16 protein-coding genes are annotated in these 17959 nt (G+C 74.2%); 7 read left to right on the top strand and 9 right to left on the bottom strand.

Going from position 1 to position 17959, the window contains the following annotated elements; all coding sequences use genetic code 11:
- Positions 1-158 precede the first annotated feature (158 nt).
- The 6 genes from thrS to ACK8HX_RS03700 form a co-directional block, all read right to left on the bottom strand.
- Positions 159-2189: a threonine--tRNA ligase gene (gene thrS, locus ACK8HX_RS03725; protein ID WP_411939346.1), complete on the bottom strand. Its 2031-nt coding sequence runs from the start codon at positions 2187-2189 to the stop codon at positions 159-161.
- Positions 2190-2304: 115 nt separating this feature from the next.
- Complete coding sequence (locus ACK8HX_RS03720) at positions 2305-3312, bottom strand: phosphotransferase enzyme family protein (protein ID WP_411939294.1); 1008 nt, start codon at positions 3310-3312, stop codon at positions 2305-2307.
- 58 nt (positions 3313-3370) lie between these two features.
- Positions 3371-4627 (bottom strand): FUSC family protein, encoded by a 1257-nt coding sequence (locus ACK8HX_RS03715; protein ID WP_411939293.1) that lies wholly within the window; start codon positions 4625-4627, stop codon positions 3371-3373.
- Between the two features lie 53 nt (positions 4628-4680).
- The gene (locus tag ACK8HX_RS03710; RefSeq protein WP_411939292.1) at positions 4681-5535 is read right to left on the bottom strand and encodes a MaoC family dehydratase; all 855 of its coding nucleotides are present in this window, start codon (positions 5533-5535) and stop codon (positions 4681-4683) included.
- Complete coding sequence (locus ACK8HX_RS03705; RefSeq protein WP_411939291.1) at positions 5536-6900, bottom strand: 3-oxoacyl-ACP reductase; 1365 nt, start codon at positions 6898-6900, stop codon at positions 5536-5538.
- Between the two features lies 1 nt (position 6901).
- On the bottom strand, positions 6902-8185 hold the full coding sequence (locus ACK8HX_RS03700) for an acetyl-CoA C-acetyltransferase (RefSeq protein ID WP_411939290.1): 1284 nt from the start codon (positions 8183-8185) through the stop codon (positions 6902-6904).
- Positions 8186-8289: 104 nt separating this feature from the next.
- Between ACK8HX_RS03700 and ACK8HX_RS03695 the strand changes: the two genes are divergently transcribed.
- Complete coding sequence (locus ACK8HX_RS03695; protein WP_411939289.1) at positions 8290-8982, top strand: TetR/AcrR family transcriptional regulator; 693 nt, start codon at positions 8290-8292, stop codon at positions 8980-8982.
- An 8-nt stretch (positions 8983-8990) separates the two neighbouring features.
- Here ACK8HX_RS03695 and ACK8HX_RS03690 read toward each other — a convergent pair whose 3' ends face one another.
- The 3 genes from ACK8HX_RS03690 to ACK8HX_RS03680 are packed head-to-tail and all read right to left on the bottom strand — an operon-like array spanning position 8991 to position 12005.
- Complete coding sequence (locus tag ACK8HX_RS03690; RefSeq protein WP_411939288.1) at positions 8991-10250, bottom strand: class I SAM-dependent methyltransferase; 1260 nt, start codon at positions 10248-10250, stop codon at positions 8991-8993.
- A gap of 46 nt (positions 10251-10296) precedes the next feature.
- Entirely contained in the window at positions 10297-11673 is a 1377-nt protein-coding gene (locus ACK8HX_RS03685) for an FAD-binding oxidoreductase (protein WP_411939287.1), read from the bottom strand.
- Positions 11670-12005, bottom strand: coding sequence for a hypothetical protein (locus ACK8HX_RS03680; RefSeq protein ID WP_411939286.1), 336 nt, complete (start codon positions 12003-12005; stop codon positions 11670-11672). Before ACK8HX_RS03680 ends, ACK8HX_RS03685 begins: the two co-directional genes overlap by 4 nt.
- A gap of 266 nt (positions 12006-12271) precedes the next feature.
- Here ACK8HX_RS03680 and ACK8HX_RS03675 point away from each other — a divergent pair, with 266 nt between their 5' ends.
- The 6 genes from ACK8HX_RS03675 to ACK8HX_RS03650 all read left to right on the top strand — a co-directional run bounded on the left by ACK8HX_RS03675 (position 12272) and on the right by ACK8HX_RS03650 (position 17945).
- The gene (locus tag ACK8HX_RS03675; RefSeq protein WP_411939285.1) at positions 12272-12862 is read left to right on the top strand and encodes a peptidoglycan-binding domain-containing protein; all 591 of its coding nucleotides are present in this window, start codon (positions 12272-12274) and stop codon (positions 12860-12862) included.
- 60 nt (positions 12863-12922) lie between these two features.
- A complete protein-coding gene (locus ACK8HX_RS03670; protein ID WP_411939284.1) occupies positions 12923-13411 on the top strand; it encodes a peptidoglycan-binding domain-containing protein in 489 nt (162 codons plus the stop codon).
- A gap of 42 nt (positions 13412-13453) precedes the next feature.
- The gene (locus tag ACK8HX_RS03665) at positions 13454-15304 is read left to right on the top strand and encodes a gluzincin family metallopeptidase (RefSeq protein WP_411939283.1); all 1851 of its coding nucleotides are present in this window, start codon (positions 13454-13456) and stop codon (positions 15302-15304) included.
- Positions 15297-16535, top strand: coding sequence for a ComEC/Rec2 family competence protein (locus tag ACK8HX_RS03660; protein ID WP_411939282.1), 1239 nt, complete (start codon positions 15297-15299; stop codon positions 16533-16535). Before ACK8HX_RS03665 ends, ACK8HX_RS03660 begins: the two co-directional genes overlap by 8 nt.
- A gap of 92 nt (positions 16536-16627) precedes the next feature.
- Positions 16628-17125, top strand: a complete 498-nt coding sequence (locus ACK8HX_RS03655; RefSeq protein WP_411939281.1) for an RNA polymerase sigma factor — start codon at positions 16628-16630, stop codon at positions 17123-17125.
- Positions 17118-17945 carry a hypothetical protein gene (locus ACK8HX_RS03650; protein ID WP_411939280.1) on the top strand — a complete coding sequence of 276 codons (828 nt, stop codon included), beginning with the start codon at positions 17118-17120 and terminating at the stop codon, positions 17943-17945. Before ACK8HX_RS03655 ends, ACK8HX_RS03650 begins: the two co-directional genes overlap by 8 nt.
- Positions 17946-17959: the final 14 nt, after the last annotated feature.

Genomic DNA, 17959 nt, shown 5'->3' with positions numbered 1-17959 from the left:
CGGGTCGGCAAGCGCCGCAAGGGGTTTGACGATGTTTTCCGGAACGAGTTTCGGCGATCGGCGTGTCGTCGGCGTGTCGCGGGGCGGCTGGGGCGTGGTCCGTGCACCGCCCGCCTGACGACCCGATCCGTCCCGGATGACGAGACGGCGCGAGACCGTCAGACCTGCCGGCGGCTCTGCACGGCCTCGACGACCTTCGCCACGGCGTCCTCGACGGGCACCCCGTTCTCCTGCGAGCCGTCGCGGTAGCGGAAGGACACGGCACCCGCCGAGCGGTCGTCCTCGCCCGCGATGAGGACGAACGGCACCTTCGCCTTGCTGGCGTTGCGGATCTTCTTGGGGAAGCGGTCGTCGGACTCGTCGAGCTCGAAGCGGATGCCCGCCGCGCCCAGCCGCTCCCCCACCTCGGCGAGGTAGGGGGCGAACTCCTCGGCCACCGGGATGCCGAGGACCTGCACCGGCGAGAGCCACGGAGGGAAGGCGCCGGCGTAGTGCTCGACGAGGACGCCGATGAACCGCTCGATCGACCCGAACTTCGCCGAGTGGATCATCACCGGCTCGCGGCGGGAGCCGTCGGACGCCTGGTACTCGAGCCCGAACCGGTGCGGCTGGTTGAAGTCGTACTGGATCGTCGACATCTGCCAGGTGCGCCCGATGGCGTCGCGCGCCTGAACCGAGATCTTCGGGCCGTAGAAGGCAGCGCCACCGGGGTCGTCGACGAGGGCGACGCCGAACTTCTCGGCGGTCTCGCGCAGCACCGAGGTCGCGACCTCCCACTGCTCCTCGCTGCCGATGAACTTGTCCTTCCTCTCCCCCTCGGTCGCGCGGGTCGACAGCTCGAAGTAGTAGTCGTCGAGGCCGAAGTCCTCGAGCAGCCCGACGACGAACCTCAGCAGGTGCTCGATCTCGCCCGGCGCCTGCTCGGGGGTGACGTAGGAGTGCGAGTCGTCCTGGGTCATCGCCCGCACGCGCGTGAGGCCGTGGACGACGCCGGACTTCTCGAACCGGTAGACCGAGCCGAACTCGAACAGGCGCAGCGGCAGCTCGCGGTAGGACCGCCCGCGCGACCGGAAGATGAGGTTGTGCATCGGGCAGTTCATGGCCTTGAGCCGGTACTCGGCGTGCTCGAGCTCCATCGGCGGGAACATCGTGTCGGCGTAGTACGGCAGGTGCCCCGAGGTGTGGAACAGCCCGTCCTTGGAGATGTGCGGGGTGCCGACGTAGGAGAAGCCCTCCTCGATGTGCCGGCGGCGGACGTAGTCCTCCATCTCGCGCTTGATGACCCCGCCCTTGGGGTGGAAGACGACCATCCCGGACCCGAGCTCGTCGGGGAACGAGAACAGGTCGAGCTCCGCGCCGAGCTTGCGGTGGTCGCGCTTCTCGGCCTCGGCGAGGCGGTCGAGGTAGGCCTTGAGGTCGTCCTTGGTCGGCCAGGCGGTGCCGTAGACGCGCTGGAGCTGCGGGTTCTTCTCGGACCCGCGCCAGTAGGCCGCGGCGCTGCGCATCAGCTTGAAGGCGTTGCCGAGGACCTTGGTCGAGGGCACGTGCGGGCCGCGGCACAGGTCGCCCCACGCGCGGGAGCCGTCACGGCGCAGGTTGTCGTAGATCGTCAGCTGCGCGCCGCCGACCTCCCTGTCGGCGCCCTCGACCTCGTCGATGTCGCCTCCATGGGCCCGCACCGAGGCTCCCTCGGCCGCGTCCTCGCTCGCCCCACCCTTGAGGCCGATGAGCTCGCACTTGTACGGCTCGTCGGCGAGCTCGGCGAGGGCGTCGTCGTCGCTCACCTCGCGGCGGTGGAAGGTCTGCCCCTCGTTGATGATGCGCTGCATCACCTTCTCGAGGGCCTTGAGGTCCTCGGGGGTGAACGGGACCTCGACGTCGAAGTCGTAGTAGAAGCCGTCGCGGATGGGCGGGCCGATGCCGAGGCGGGCCTTCGGGTCGAGCTCCTGCACCGCCTGGGCGAGGACGTGCGCGGCCGAGTGGCGCAGCACGTCGAGTCCGTCCTGCTCCGCCGCGGTCACCGGCTCGACGACGTCGCCGTCGGCGAGGACGTGCGCGAGGTCGCGCAGCTCGCCGCCGACCCGGGCGACGAGGACGTCGCGCTCGCCGTCGAAGAGCGCACCCGCCGTCGTCCCCTGCTCCACCGATCGCTCGCTCCCTGCGACGTGGACGGTGATCTGGGCGGACATGGTCATGCGCTCCTGGTGACGGGTGGGCGTGGCCGGGACCCCGGCCGCGCCGACCAGCGTAACGAGCCGCCTCGGGGCGCCGCGAACGAGATCCCTCCGGGCACGCCGCAGCCGCTCACAGGGGCGCCGGGTCCAGGGTGAAGCGGCCGGTCTCGAGCCAGTGCCGCAGCCGGGCCACGGCGGTGTGCGCGTACCCGTCGGCCAGCGCCCGCAGCTCGGCCGTCGAGGACTCCAGGAGCGAGTTGGCGAGGAGCATCTGGCGCGCGGCGACGACGGCCTCGGCGTCGGCGGGGTCGACGTCGGGCAGGGGGGCGACCTCGGCGTAGCCGGCGCGCAGCTCGGCCTCCGTCGAGTCGCGCCCGTCGCGCAGGTAGAAGGCGGAGATGCCGAGGTCCAGCACGGGCAGCCCCAGCCCGCAGTCGTCGAAGTCGAAGACCGAGAGCCGGCCGTCGTGCCACTTGAGGTTGCCGGCGTGGAGGTCGGCGTGGACCGGGAACAGCGTGGCCCCGTCGTGCAGCCGCGCGAAGGCGTCCTCGGTGACCTCGCGGGCCTGCTGGAGGACCGCGTGCTCGTCCGCGGTGATGCCCGGGGCGTCGTCGAGGACGTCGGCGTCACCGAGGAGCGGGGTGTCGAACCGGTCGAGCACCGTCCCCTCGGGCAGCCGCCACGAGCGGCCGTGCTCGTGGAGGACGGCGGTGACGCGGCCGAGCAGGCGGGCCCACGAGTCGTCGCCCTCCTTGGCGTCGGCCCCGTCGAGCCACGACGCGCCCGTGACGAGGACGTCGCGCCGGAGCGCCTCCGACGGGACGGCGACCCACCAGGAGCCGCTCGTCGTCCGCAGTGGGTCGGGCACGCTGACGTCCGTCTCGTGGCCGATCGCGTGGACCCACGCCTGCTGGGCGTCGATGTGCGCTGCAGTGCTCTTCGAGTTCGTGCCGACGCGCAGCGCGACCCGCCTCCCCGCCGCGTCGTCGACGGCGAACGTCGTGTTGTACGCGTGTCGGACGACCTCCATCCGGTGCACGTCGAGACCGAACGCCTCGGCGGCGGCGAGGGCGACCGGTCGCAGCGCCTCGACCTGCGCGTCCTCGGGGAGGTCGGCGTACGGCAGTGGCGTCGTCACGCGCCCACCCAACCACGCGCGAGGTTCCCCCACCGGGATCCCGCGCCCCCGCGTCCGCTCACGCGTCGGGCGGCGACTCCGGACGGACCGGTGCCGGCAGCGCCTCCCCCATCGGGGCCCGGAGCGGTCCGGTGTCCGTGGGCACCGACGCGTGCTCGTTGCGGGCGTGCAGGTCGCGGGCCAGCCGCTCGGCGTCGAGGACGAGCGCGCCGTACGCCGGCCAGGCAGCCGGGTCCTCGAGCGGGGTGCGGCGTACCCGCTCGCTCAGCTCGCGCAGCACCGCGAGCGCCTGGTCGACATGCGTGTCGACCTCTCCCCTGCCCTCGTCGGTCTGCACCCCGAACCAGTGGATGGCGGCGCCGATCTCGTCCAGGACCACCGCGTAGCGACCGAGCCACTCCGCCGAGGGCGGGGGGTTCCACGCCGCCCCGGCCGCGGCGTCGACGAGGGTGCGCGCGATGCCGGCGACCTGCCACTGGGCCCGGTCCACCGTCTCGACGGTGTGTCGGTAGCCGTCCCAGTCGACCCGCGCGGGACGCAGCCGGTGCCGCAGGTTCCAGCGGGTGCTCTCGCGCCCGGTCTCGACGACCTCGAGCACCTCGGGTGCGCGCCGTCCGATGAGGGTCACCTCGTCGTACCAGCCGTGGGCCCGCTCCTCGTCCCACCCGTCGCGCAGCCCGGACGCCATGTCGGTGAGGAGGAGTCGCAGTCGGTCGGTGAGGGCCCGCAGCTCGCGGCGGGGCCACGTCAGGTGCATCGGCGCGAGGACCACCGCGTTGACGACGAGCCCGACGACGCCGCCGAGCGCCGTCTCGACGATGGTGAGGAAGGTGAACTCGGTGTCGGTGCCCTGCACGGTCAGCAGGGACAGCAGCACCATCGTCGGGACCTGGATCGCGTGCTCCCCCAGCGCCTTCCACCGCCCGATGAGCGTGGCGACGAGCATGACCGGGACCATCGACCACCACGTCACGCCGACCTGCGAGCCGACGACCCACGCCACGCTCATCCCGAGGACCACCCCGGCGACGCGCTTCGCGCTCGCGAGGAAGGACCGCACGATCGTGCGGTCGACCACGAGGAGGGCCGACAGCGGTGCGTAGAAGGGGTTGTCGCTGTCGAGGACGTGGACCGCGAGCTGCCAGGCGAGGACGGTCGCGACGGCGGCCTTGAGCATGAGCAGGCCGCCGCCCGGTTCGGTGCCGGGGCCCTCGAGGGCCAGGCGGAGACGGTCGCGCCACCCGGCGACCCTCAGGTCGAGGCGCTGCACCCACGAGGGCCGGTCCTCACCGCGCTGCGGTGGCGACTGCTCCATCCTCGGACCCTAGCCGCGGCCCGGCGGGGTTCCCGCCCTCGCTCAGCGAGCCCTCAGGCGGCCAGCGTGAGGACGAGGTGGGTCCGGGTGGGGTCCTTCGCCGACCGCAGCGCCGCGGTCACCGGCCCGGGACCCGGCGGGGTGCGGACCAGCTCGACGGTGCTCGGGAGGAAGACCGGCGCGGTGAACCAGACCGCACTGCGCGACGGCCCGAGCGAGCCCCGCCCGAGGGCGGCCAGGGTGCGCGACCAGGTCCACATGCCGTGCGCGATGTGCCGCGGGAAGCCGAGCGCCTTCGCGCCGAGGGGGTGCAGGTGGATCGGGTTGACGTCGCCGGAGACGGCGGCGTACTCGCGGCCGAGGTCGTCGGGGAGCCGCCAGCGGGCGACGGCCGGCCCGGCGGGGGCCGCGGGGGGTGCGGCGCCGCGCGGGGCGTCGTCGGAGCCGCGCCCGCGGCTGAGGTAGGTGCTGTCGCACTCCCAGACGAGCTCGTCGCCGACGAGGGCCTCGATCCGCACGTCGAGCGTGCGCCCGCGGCGGTGCGGGCGCACCCCACCGGCCCGCACCGACAGGCTCAGCGGCTCGGCGGCGTCGAGCGCGCGGTGCGTCGTCACGGTGTTCGAGAGGTGGACCATCCCCGGCAGCGGCAGCGGGAAGTCCGCGCGCGCCATCAGGGCGGTCTGGACCGGGAACGCGAGGACCCACGGGTACGGCTGGGGCAGGGTGTCGCCGACCGCGTGGCCGGTGAGGCGCTGGTACGCGGCGAGCCGGGCACGGTCCACCCGCACGTCGTCGACCCGCAGCGTCCGCTCGGGGACGGTGTCGCCCCGGCGACCGCGCGAGGTGACCGCAGCCCGCACGAGCAGCGGGGCCGTGGCGGGGATGCCAGGGAGCGTCTCGGTGACCACTCAGGCCCCCAGCAGGCTCTGGCCGCACACGCGCACGACGTTGCCGCTGACCGCGCCCTGGGCGGGGGCGGCGAAGTACGCGATGGCCTCGGCGACGTCGACCGGCAGCCCGCCCTGGTTGAGGCTGTTCAGCCGCCGCCCGAGCTCGCGGGTCGCCAGCGGGACCTTCGCGGTCATCTCGGTCTCGATGAAGCCGGGGGCGACCGCGTTGACCGTGATGCCACGGTCCCGCAGGGCGTCGTCGGCGCCGTACGCGTCGACGAGCCCGATGACCCCCGCCTTGGACGCCGCGTAGTTCGTCTGCCCCCGGTTGCCGGCGATCCCGGCGATCGAGCTGACGAGGACGACCCGACCGCCCTCGCGCAGCCCGTCGTCGGCAAGCAGCGCCTCGTTCATCCGCAGGATCGAGCCGAGGTTGACGTCGAGGACGCCGGCCCACCGCTCGGCGTCCATGTTGACGAGGAGCTTGTCGCGGGTGATCCCGGCGTTGTGGACGACGACGTCGAGCCCGCCGTGCCGGCTTCGGGCGTGCTCGAGGATCCGCCGGCCGGCGTCGTCGGCCGTGACGTCGACCTGGAGCGCCGTCCCGCCCACCTCGTTGGCGACCGCGGCGAGGTGGGCCCCCGCCGCGGGGATGTCGACGCAGACGACCGTGGCGCCGTCGCGGCCCAGGGTGCGGGCGATGTCGGCCCCGATGCCGCGGGCGGCCCCGGTGACGACGGCGACCCTGCCGGCGAGCGGGCGCTCGGGGTCGGCGGGAGCCTCGGGGGCCCCGGACGTGCCGGGAGCCGCACCGACGCGCACGACCTGTCCGTCGACGTAGGCCGAGCGTGCCGACAGCAGGAAGGTCACGGTGCCCAAGGCGCCGGCCTCGGCCCCGTCGGCGACGAGGACGAGGTTGGCGGTCGCGCCGGCACGCAGTTCCTTGGCGACCGAGCGGGTGGCGCCCTCGAGGGCGCGGCGCGCGGCCCGCTGGGCCGGGCTGGTGGCGAGTGCCGGGTCGCGGCCCACGACGACGACCCGGGCACAGCGGCCGAGCCGCTTGAGGGCGGGGGCCAGGGTGGCCCGCAGCGACTCGAGGTCGGTCGGGCCGTCGGCGGCGGTGAGGTCGACGACGACCCCGCCGAGGCGCTGCTCGGCCGGCACCTCCTCGACGACGTCGGCCCCGGCCGCGGTGAGCCCGTCGCGCAGGGCAGTCAGCGCCGGGGTGTCGGCGTGGCCGCCGACGAGCACGGGCCCGTCGGCCAGCGGACGGCCGGCGACGTGGCGGCGCAGGGCGACCGGCTGCGGCAGCCCGAGGGTCGTCGCGATCTTGCGGCCCGCCGTCGAGGAGACGAAGGCGGTGTACCCGTCGGTGTGCGCCACCTCAGGCCGCCTCGAGGATCGCGGTGACGCCGATGCCGCCGGCGGCGCACACGGAGATGAGGCCGCGCGAGCCCGGCCCCTTGTCGCGGAGCAGGGAGGCGAGGGTGGCGACGATGCGCCCGCCGGTGGCGGCGAACGGGTGGCCTGCGGCGAGCGAGGAGCCGGCGACGTTGAGCTTCGAGCGGTCGATGGAGCCGAGCGGCGCCTCGCGGCCGAGGCGCTCGCGGCAGAACTCCTCGCTCTCCCACGCCGCGAGGGTGGTGAGCACGGTCGAGGCGAACGCCTCGTGGATCTCGTAGAGGTCGAAGTCCTGGAGGGAGAGGCCGTTGCGCTCGAGCAGGCGCGACACCGCGTAGGCCGGGGCCATGAGCAGGCCCTCGTCGCCGGAGACGAAGTCGACGGCGGCGGTCTCGGCGTCGACGAGCCAGGCCAGCGGCCTCAGCCCGTGGGCCGCGCCCCACTCCTCGGAGCCGAGGAGCACGGTGGAGGCGCCGTCGGTCAGGGGCGTGGAGTTTCCGGCCGTCATCGTCGCGCCGTCGCCGCTGCCGAAGACGGTGCGCAGCGACGCGAGCTTGTCGAGGGTGGTCTCGGCGCGCAGGTTCTGGTCGCGGGTGAGGCCGAGGTACGGGGTGAGGAGGTCGTCGAAGAACCCGCGGTCGTAGGCGGCCGCGAGGTTGTGGTGGCTCGCGAGGGCGAGCTCGTCCTGGGCCTCGCGGGTGATGCCCCAGCGCTCGGCGGTGAGGGCCATGTGCTCGCCCATCGACAGGCCGGTGCGGGGCTCGGAGTTGCCGGGGACCTGCACGCCGATGTCGGTGGGGCGCAGGCTCAGTGCCGCCTTCGCCTTGTCGCCGGTGGACCTGGCTCGGTTCAGGCGCAGCAGCTTGCGGCGCAGCTTCTCGGGGACGACGAGCGGGGCGTCGGACGAGGAGTCGACGCCGCCGGCGACGCCCGACTCGACCTGGCCGAGGCGGATCTTGTTCGCGACGAGGATCGTGGCCTCGAGGCCGGTGCCGCAAGCCTGCGTGACGTCGTAGGCCGGCGTGGCAGGGCTCAGGCTCGACCCGAGGACGGCCTCGCGGGTGAGGTTGAAGTCGCGGCTGTGCTTGACGACGGCGCCGGCGACGACCTCCCCGAGCCGCTCACCCGCGAGGCCGTGGCGGGCGACGAGGCCCTCGAGGGCGGCGGTGAGCATGTCCTGGTTCGACGCCTCGGCGTAGGCGCCGAACTGGCGGGCGAAGGGGATCCGGTTGCCGCCGAGGACGGCGGCGCGGCGGGTGGTGGTCACCGGTCTGGCTCCTTGGGTCGAGGCTCGGCCCCGCGCCCCGACGGGCGACGAGGTATCCGGTACGGACGGTAACAGGTACCGCGGGTTCCTGCTACCGTCCGGGCATGACCGAGACGAGGGCCACCCCCGACGGGCGCAGCTCGCGGTGGGACGAGCACCGCCAGGCCCGCCGGGCCGAGCTCGTCGAGGCGACCCTGGGCGCCATCCGCACCCACGGGGCCGCGGTCGGGATGGACGAGGTCGCCGCCGCGGCGGGGACCTCGAAGACCGTCTTCTACCGCCACTTCACCGACCGGGCCGGGCTCTGGACCGCCGTGGCGGACCGGGTCGACGGCACGATCGCGCGCGGTCTCACCCGGGCCGCCGACTCGCCCGTCGGCGCGGCCGGCGCCGGGTCGCCGCGGTCTCGTGTGCGCGCGGTCATCGCCGCCTACCTCCACCTCGTCGAGACCGACCCCGAGGTGTACCGCTTCATCGTCACCGCGCCGCTCCTGCCCCCGGGCGAGCGGCCGAACGGCGACGTCGCGGCCGGGCTGACCGACCGGATCGCCGGCCACGTCGCCGACCTCGTGGGGCACGGCCTCGGCGGCGCGGGCGGAGCCTCTCCCACCCCGAGGCTGTGGGGCGTGGCCGTCGTCGGCATGGTGCGCGCGACGGCCGACGCCTGGCTGGCGGCGGGTGGGGCCGCCGGCGGGCAGAGCAGCGACGAGCTCGCCGACGACCTCACGACGCTGGTCTGGGACGGGCTCGGCTCGCTGTCGCTCCCGTCGGCGTCCAGGGCCACCGACCGCGCCTGACACCGCGGTCAGGCCCGCCACCACGGCCGCAGCGGCAGCCCGGTCGACCCGTCGGCGAAGGGCTTGACCGCCAGCACCTGGTGCAGCTGGACCACGCCTCGCTCGAAGCCGAGGCGCGATCCCGCCATGTACAGGCCCCAGACCCTGGCGGTGCCCTCGCCCACCTCGGCCACGGCCTCGTCCCAGTGCTCGACGAGGTTGGCGCACCACCGGGCGAGCGTGAGGGCGTAGTGGTCACGGAGGTTCTCCTCGTGGAGGACCTCGAGCCCGGCGTCCTGGGCGGCCATGATGACCCGTCCCGACCCGGTGAGCTCGCCGTCGGGGAACACGTAGCGGTCGATGAACGGCCCGGTCTCCTGGCGGTGGTTGTGCGGGCGGGTGATGCAGTGGTTGAGGAGGAGCCCGCCCGGACGCAGCCGGTCGAGGACGAAGCGGAAGTAGGAGGGGTAGTTGCGCACGCCGACGTGCTCGGTGAGGCCGATCGACGAGACGGCGTCGAAGCCGGTGGCGGTGACGTCGCGGTAGTCGGCGTGCCGCACCTCCGCGAGGTCGGCGAGCCCCTCCTGCTCGATGGCCCGCTGCGCCCACTGCGCCTGCTGCCGCGAGAGCGTGACGCCCGTGACGCGCACCCCGCGCCGCGCCGCGTAGCGGACCATCCCGCCCCAGCCGCAGCCGAGGTCGAGCAGCCGCTGTCCCTCCTCGAGGCGCAGCTTGTCGAACACGAGGCGGTACTTGTTCTCCTGGGCCTCCTCGAGGGTGGCGTCCTCGCGCGGGTAGCAGGCGCAGGTGTAGGTCATCGACGGGCCGAGGACGAGCTCGTAGAAGCGGTTGGAGACGTCGTAGTGGTGCTGGATGGCCCCGGCGTCACGGACGAGGTTGTGCCGCAGCCCTTCTGCGACCCTGCGCCATCGCGGCAGGGCCTCCTGGGGTGGCGGCTGAGGTGGCGTCAGGCCACGCAGCCCCAGCTCGCGCGCGGCGTCGAGGGCCGCCGCGGCCGTGGGTCGGTGGAACCGCACGGAGGCGAGGTCGACGAGGACGTCGTAGGGGTCGCCGGGGTGGATGCCGTGGATGGCGAGGTCGCCGGTCACCCACGCGCGCGCCAGCCCGAGGTCGCCCGGCGCGGTCGCGAGGTAGGCCACGGCGCGCGGGGTGCGCAGCTCGAGGGTGCGGGCGGCGTCCGGGGGGCCGAGCGAGGACCCGTCGTAGGCGCGCAGGCCGACGGGCAGCGAGCCGTCGACGACCGACTCGACGATCGTGGCGATGGACATGGGTGGCGCTCCCTCCGGGTTGGCTCGACGGCGGTGGTGGGTGTGGTCAGGCTCCGCGCACCGCCTTGGCGTACAGGTCCGGGAACCGGCGCTGGGGGTCCCAGCGGTCCTTGAGGTCGGTGTAGGCAGCACCCCCGTAGAGCCGGGCGAACTCCTCGGCGTCGTAGAAGGACTCCGAGTACAGGGACTTGTGGCCCCCGAGCCGGCTGACCTCGCGCTCGATGCGCCGGTTCGTGGCGCCCGGGCGGGAGGGCTCGGCGGGCACCGACGACCAGAACCCGACGTTGACGTACACCTGCCCCGGGCGCAGTGGGTAGAGGGTCCAGGGCTCGTCGTCGAGCAGCCGCAGGGGGCAGAGCCAGACCGGCTCGATCGGCACCTCCCGCAGGAACCACCGCAGGAACTCGCCGGTGGTCGCCAGCGGCAGCTCGACGTCCTGGACGACCCGCTCTCGTGGCGGCCGGCCGTGCCGCGCCTCGAGGCGGTCGGCGACGCCCAGGCGACGGTCGAGGGCGACGAGCCGCCCGTAGACGCTGCTCCGCAGCCAGCGCCGCGGCCACAGCCGCCGGAGCCGGGGGTCCTGGGCGCCGAAGGCCCGCGAGCACCAGAACCAGTCGGTGTCCCAGCGCCACAGGTAGTCGAGGGTGGTCATGAGGTCGCGCTTCGGGGCGGGCCCGTCGTGCTGGATCGAGCGGTAGTAGACGGACGACTTCGTGTGCTCGCTCGTCGGGCCCGGGTCGTCGCTGCGGGTCCCGAGGACGAGGTAGGACTCCTCGGCCGAGAAGACGACACCGTCGAGGTAGTCGACCGGGGCGCCCTCGTGGGTCCCGGTGCCGACGACCTGCCCGAGCGTCGCGAGCAGCGCGTCGAGGTCGTGGAAGCGCAGGTGGCGCAGCGACACGGTGCTCCCGACCGGCTCGAGCGCGATCCGCAGGCGGGTGGCGTAGCCGAGGGTGCCGTAGCTGTTGGGGAAGCCGCGGTGGAGGTCGCGGTGCCGGTCGGGGCCGGCGGTGACCACCTCGCCGGATCCCGTGAGGACGTCGAGCTCGAGGACGGACTCGTGCGGCAGCCCGTTGCGCCACGAGGCCGACTCGATGCCCAGCCCGGTGACCGCGCCTCCCAGGGTGATGGTGCGCAGCTGGGGCACGACGAGGGGGGTGAGCCCGTGCGGGAGCGTGGCGTCGACGAGGTGCTCGTAGGTGCACATGCCCTGGACGTCGGCCGTGCGGGCGACGGGGTCGACCTCGAGCACCCCGGTCAGGCCCGAGGTGTCCAGTCCGGGGGCCGCCGTGGGGGCTCGTCCGCGGAACAGGTTCGAGGTGCGCTTCGCGAGCCGGGCGGGCTCCCCCGGCGGGACCGCACGGAAGCTGTCGACGAGCCGCTGGACGCCCGCCTCGTGGACCCGCGTGGCCACGGCGGTCACGTGCGCCGCACCGCGTCGCCGACGCGCACCCATCCCTCCTGGCCGACCGCCGCGTAGAGGCCGGCGCAGGCGTTGCCGGTGGGCTCGACGGCCAGGAGGACCTCACCGACGCGCAGCACCGACCCCTCGAGCCGCTCGACGTCGGCCGTCGGCACGTCGAGGACGAGGTTGGCGCGGGTGGCCGGCGAGTCGTGGCCGACGAGGGAGACCGCGGCCTTCTTCGGCCGGTCCCCCTCGAGCCCGGCCGCGCCGACGTGGACGGCATCGACCTCGACGCCGGGCTCGCCGCGCGCCGGGTAGGTGCGGATCGACCGGACCCGGATGACGTCCATGACTCCATGAATACACCCGAGCCCCGACATCTCAACCGCCCGCTCGGGCCGTCCGCAGCCTGCGGAACCACCCGAGGTGACTATGGACGGGGTCCGAGCGCGCTCGGGACAATCGGGACACACCGTAGGGGAGGACCTGCTCGCCCGGGTCCCGGTGGCGGCTCGCGGGGGACGCGGGCCGCGCCCGGTCCCGACGGTGCTCGACAGGGGAAAGGGGTGTCGTCGATGACGACCCGGACGAGCCGGCGACAGCCGGGGTGCACGCCGTGAGGACGCCGGCCGAGTCGGTGAGGGCCGCGCGCGGGACCCGGCGCTGCCGGCCGAAGAAGTGTTTGAACTTCGTCATGCGCTGGCTCGACGCCAGGCCGGCGGGGCTCCCGGACGCCAACGCCGCGCTGCAGGCCGCCCGCAACCTGCGCCACGACGCCCACCCGCCACCGGGGGTACCGGTCTACATCAAGGGCAGCCGCTTCGGCCACGTCGCGCTCTCCACCGGGAACGGCAGGATCTGGAGCACCGACTGGCCGGCGCCGGGGCTGTGCAGCGAGGTGTCCATCACGACGCTGTGCCGCACCTGGGGCCGTACCTACGCAGGCTGGTCCACCGACTACGCGGGCCAGCCGATCCCGGGGATCGGCCCTCCCCACCCGCCGTTCACCGGCACGGTCTCCAAGGGCATGAAGGGCGAGCGCGTCAAGGCGGTCCAGCGCCGGCTGCGCTCGCACGGCTTCACCATCGTGCTCGACGGCAGCTTCGGACCGGCCACCGAGGGCGTCGTCAAGGCCTTCCAGCGCAAGCGGGGCCTCGAGGTCGACGGTCGCGTCGGGCCCCGGACCTGGGCCGCGCTCTGGCGCTGACCCCACGAGGACCACCACCACCACCACCACGACCACGACCACGACCGACGGGAGCCCACCATGAGCAACGAGGGACAGCCGAACGTCGCCCTCGGCACGAGCGGTGAGCCGGTGCGCCGTCTCCAGAGGGCCCTGCGGCGGGTGCCGCGGCCCGAGGTCGTCGTCGACGGTCGCTTCGGGCCCGCCACCCAGGCGGCGGTCCGGGCGGTGCAGGAGGACGCGGGGCTCGCGGCCGACGGCATCGTCGGCCCCGCGACCTGGGCGGCCCTGCCGGACGGCACGGCGATGCCGCGGCTGCAGGCCGGTGAGTCGGGGACGGACGTCAGGGACCTGCAGCGGGTGCTGACCGACGAGGCGCCCGGGCGGTGGGAGGTCACCCCCCAGGGCGTCGACGCGAGGTTCGGGCCGCGGACGCGCGCCTCCGTGGAGGCCTTCCAGACCTGGGGTGGGGTGACCGCCGACGGGGTCGTCGCCGACCGGACCTGGACGGTGCCCCTGCCCGACGGGCGCGACCTCGAGGTGCACGTCGGCCTGCGGCCGGGCGGGTGAGGCGCCGTCGCGACGACCGACCGCGATGACGAGGAGGGTGACATGACGCTCCCCCAGCCAGGACCCGCCGGCGACCCGACCCGCAGCTACCTCCCCGAGGTCCAGCCGCCGGCACGCCGGCCGCTGAAGATCTTCGCCTTCGACCCCAGCCTGCGCCGGTCGGCGGGCAACCTCGCGATCACCGAGGTCGTCAACGAGCGGCTGTCTCCGGGGCCGATGGGGCGCCTCGTGCGCGTCGTCGACTACAACGGCACGAAGCGCGAGTTCTACGCCCCGGTCGACCTCGACGACGCCCCGATCCTCATGCAGCGCGGCCTCGACCCGTCCGACTCCGACCCCCGCTTCCACCAGCAGATGGTCTACGCGGTCGTCATGAAGGTCATCGAGAACTTCGAGCGGGCGCTGGGGAGGCCGTTCCGGTTCCGCCAGGGCCGCAAGCTGACCGTCCTCCCCCACTCCTTCGAGGGCACGAACGCCTTCTACGACTCGACGACCCTCTCGCTGCACTTCGGCTACTTCACCGCGACCGCGGAGGACCTCGGCCCCAACCTGCCCGGGCAGACGATCTTCACGTGCCTGTCGCACGACATCGTCGCCCACGAGACGACCCACGCGATCGTGGACCGGCTGCGCGACCACTTCAACGACCCGACGAACCGGGACGTCCTCGCCTTCCACGAGGGCCTCGCCGACATCGTCGCGATCTTCCAGCACTTCAGCTTCCCCGAGGTGCTCCAGGACCAGATCCGCGCCACGCGCTCGGACCTGTCGCAGCCGGGCCGCCTCCTCGAGCTCGCGCAGCAGTTCGGGTACGCCACCGGGCAGGGCCGCGCGCTGCGGGCGGCGCGGGGCACCGGGGCCGCCGCCCCGGACCCGTCGCTGTACGCCGAGGTCCTCGAACCGCACGAGCGGGGGTCCATCCTCGTCGCTGCCGTCTTCGACGCGTTCTTCCGGATCTACAGCAACCGCACCCGTGGGCTGGTCCGCGCGGTGACCGGCGGCTCGGGGATCCTGCCGGCCGGCGAGCTGCAGTCCGACCTCGTCGCGCTCGTCACCCGGGAGGCCGCCCAGGCCGCGCAGGACGTCCTGACGATGTGCCTGCGCGCGTTCGAGTACCTCCCGCCGGTCGACGTCACCTTCGGCGACTACCTCCGGGCCGTCGTCACCGCCGACTTCGAGCTCAACCCCCGCGACGAGCACGAGCGGCGGGCCTCCTTCATCGACGCCTTCCGCCTGCGGGGCATCTACGCGCCGGGGGTGTCCTCTCTGGCCGAGGAGGCGCTGCGGCTGGACCGCCCGCCTGCGATGCAGCACATGAAGATCCCCGTCGAGGTCGTCACGGAGGTGATGGCGAGCCAGTTCGTCGACCTCGGCCCGACCCTGCCCCCCGGCGAGCAGCCGTACCGCCGGCTGCGCGACTTCGCGCGCCAGCACGCCGTCGAGCTCCAGCTCGACCCCGCCCTCATGGACCGGCACACCGAGCTCGCCGGCTTCCACCCGAGCTTCCACGTCGACGAGAACGGCCAGCTCAAGGTCGAGCTCGTCGCCCAGTGGGTGCAGGCCCCGCCGCCGGGCCACCCCGACCGGGTCGAGGAGGGCGGGGTCGTCCTGCGCGCGGGGACCACCGCGGTGTTCGCGTCCGACGGGACGGTGCGCTACGTCATCGCCAAGCCCCTGCCGTGGCGGGCGAGCGGCATCCGGCGCCCGACGGGGCAGGAGGACCTCGCCGAGGCGCGCGAGCAGGGCTTCCGCGACTACGTCGCCGCCCTGGACCAGCAGGACCCGCTCCAGGTGTGGAGCGACGACCGGTACCGCGAGCGGCGGATGCGCCAGCGCGCGAAGCTCACGGGCGCGCACGTGGCCCAGCAGGGATGGAGGGGTGGTCGTGGCTGAGGTCCGGGTGCGGATGTACAACGTCGGGTTCGGCGACTGCTTCCTCCTCGAGTTCCCGAGGGAGGGTCGCGCCCCGTTCCGGGTGCTCGTCGACTGCGGTGCCCACAGCTCGGGCTTCCCCCGGAGGTGCTGGAGGATCCGCGAGACCGTCGAGACGATCGTCCGCGACGTCGGCGCGCCCGCCGCCATCGACGTCGTCGTCGCGACGCACCGCCACCAGGACCACGTCAGCGGCTTCGACGAGCCCGCCTGGGCCGACGTCACCGTCGGCGAGGTGTGGCTCCCGTGGACCGAGGACCCGGACGACCCCGAGGCCGTGCGCATCCGCACCCGGCAGAGCAGCCTCGCCCTCAACCTCACGACGGCGTTCGCCGACCTGGGCTTCGACCGGCGGTGGCAGAGCGAGGACGTCAAGGCGTCCCTGCGCGAGCTCGTCGCCAACTCCCTGACGAACGCCGCCGCGATGCGGACCCTGCACCAGGGGTTCAAGGGCAAGCCGGAGCGGCGCTTCCTCTCCACCCCGGAGACGGCGACCATCCGCCCCGCCGCGTGCCCCGCCCTCACCGTGCACGTCCTCGCCCCCTCGAGGGACGAGGCGACGATCCGCGACATGGACCCCCCGGCCGGGCAGTCCTACCTGCGGTTCGGCGCCGGCGCGGGCGGCCCCGGCAGCGAGCCCGGCTCGGCCGTGAGCCAGAAGGACCAGCCCTTCGCCCGCGGCTTCGTCCTCGACACCGACCTGCCCGACCTCGACGACGACGTGCGGGCCACGGCGGACGAGATGATGCGCGACACCGACCTCGCGACGGCCGTCAGCCTCGACAAGGCCGTCAACGGGACGAGCCTGATGTTCCTCTTCGAGTTCGGCTCGGCGTACCTGCTCTTCCCCGGCGACGCCCAGTGGGGCTCGTGGCGCGCGGTGATGGACCGCCCGGCCACTCGTGAGCTCGTGTCGCGGACGACGTTCTACAAGGTCGGGCACCACGGGAGCCACAACGCCACCCCGGTCGAGTTCCTCGAGGACGTCCTGAGGCCCGGGAAGCCGCTGTGGGCCGCGGCCGCGTCGGTGCGCCCGATCAGCTTCTGGCCCGAGATCCCGCGCCAGCCGCTCATGGACCAGCTCGTCGCGCGCTCGGGTCGGGTGCTGCGCAGCGACCGGCCCGGCCGCAACCGCTCCGGTGTCGGGGTCCGCCGCGGCGGGGTCGGCGTCGACTTCCACGTCCCCTGCTGACGCGAGATGCTGGCCCCGGACGTGAAACCTTTCGGGCCCCCCGGAGGTCGTGTGGTCATGACGTGCGTGTCAGCTCCGGCGCGGGACCGCGCATGACCGGCTCGGACCGGGTCCGCGAGGTCTTCGAGGCCTCGTACCGGCGGCTGGTCGGACAGCTGTACGGCGTGTGCGGTGACCTCACGGAGGCCGAGGAGGTCGTCGCCGAGGCCTTCGCGCGCGCCGTGCAGCACGAGCGCACCTTCGCCCGGCTGGACAACCCGGAGGCATGGCTGCGGACGGTCGCGGTCAACGTCAGCCGCAGCCGCTTCCGCCGGGCCCGGATGGCCGCCAGCCGCCAGCCCGCTCCGGTGCACCCGACCACCCTCGACGACGACCGCCTCGTCCTCATGACGGCGCTGCGCCGTCTCCCGGCCGCCCAGCGCGAGGCCATCGCGCTGCACTACCTCGCCGACCTCCCCGTCGCCCAGGTCGCCGAGGCCACGGGGGTCCCCGTCGGCACCGTGAAGACCCGGCTGTCCCGCGGGCGGGTCGCCCTCGCGGCCCTCCTCGACACCGTCCCGGACTCCGCCGAGGAGGCAGCACATGGCTGACCTGGACCACCTCCTGCACCCCGACGTCGCCGAGGCGGCGGCGGGCGCCGCCCAGCCGCCCGCGTTCGCCGACGTCGAGCGGCGGGGGGTCGGGCGCCGGCGCCGTCGCCGGGCCGTCGCCGTCGCCGCCACGGCGGCAGCGCTCGCCGTCGTCGTCCTCGTCGGCCGGCCGTGGCTGCCGGGGTGGCGGGACGCGGCACCGCTCGTCCCCGCCGGGCCGTCGGCCACTGCGGGAACCCCGGACCCCCAGCACTTCGTCGAGGCGGACGACGGCGGTGTGCCCGCGATCCGGTCCTGGCAGGATCCGGCCGACACGGCGGAGGGGTACGTCGACATCCGCCTCCTCGAGGCCGGCGGCTTCGGGGGCGGGGCCGGGCGGGACTGGAGGCTCACGCTCGCCGGCCCCTACCCGAGCGAGACGACGCTCGACGCGCAGGGCCGGGTCGTGGAGTACGGCATGGTCTTCGACGCGGATGCCGACCTCGTCCCCGACTGCGAGCTCGGGATCAGCAACGACAACGCCACGACGACCGAGCCCGGGGACTTCCGGGTCTGGGTGCGGAGCCTGCGGACGGGTCGCGTCGCCGAGCGGGTGGGTGGCCCCTACGGCCTCCCGTTCGACTTCGCCCACCCCGAGGAGTCCCGCGACGAGCCGGAGGAGGCCGACAACGCGGTGACGATGAGCTTCTTCTTCCTGGGGGGCGGCGAGCCGCCGTGCACCGGGGGCAACAACCTCTACGCCTGGGCGGAAGTCCGCGAGAACGGCCGGGTCATCGCCCGTGACGTCGCCCCCGACAGCGCCTGGCTGCGCGTCGGGTGACGCACCGGGCGACC

The organism is Oryzobacter faecalis, assembly GCF_046764005.1.
GTDB classification, from domain to species: Bacteria; Actinomycetota; Actinomycetes; order Actinomycetales; family Dermatophilaceae; genus Oryzobacter; species Oryzobacter faecalis.
The sequence above is the reverse complement of the archived record's forward strand: the minus strand, read 5'-3'. Positions and strand labels throughout refer to the sequence as shown.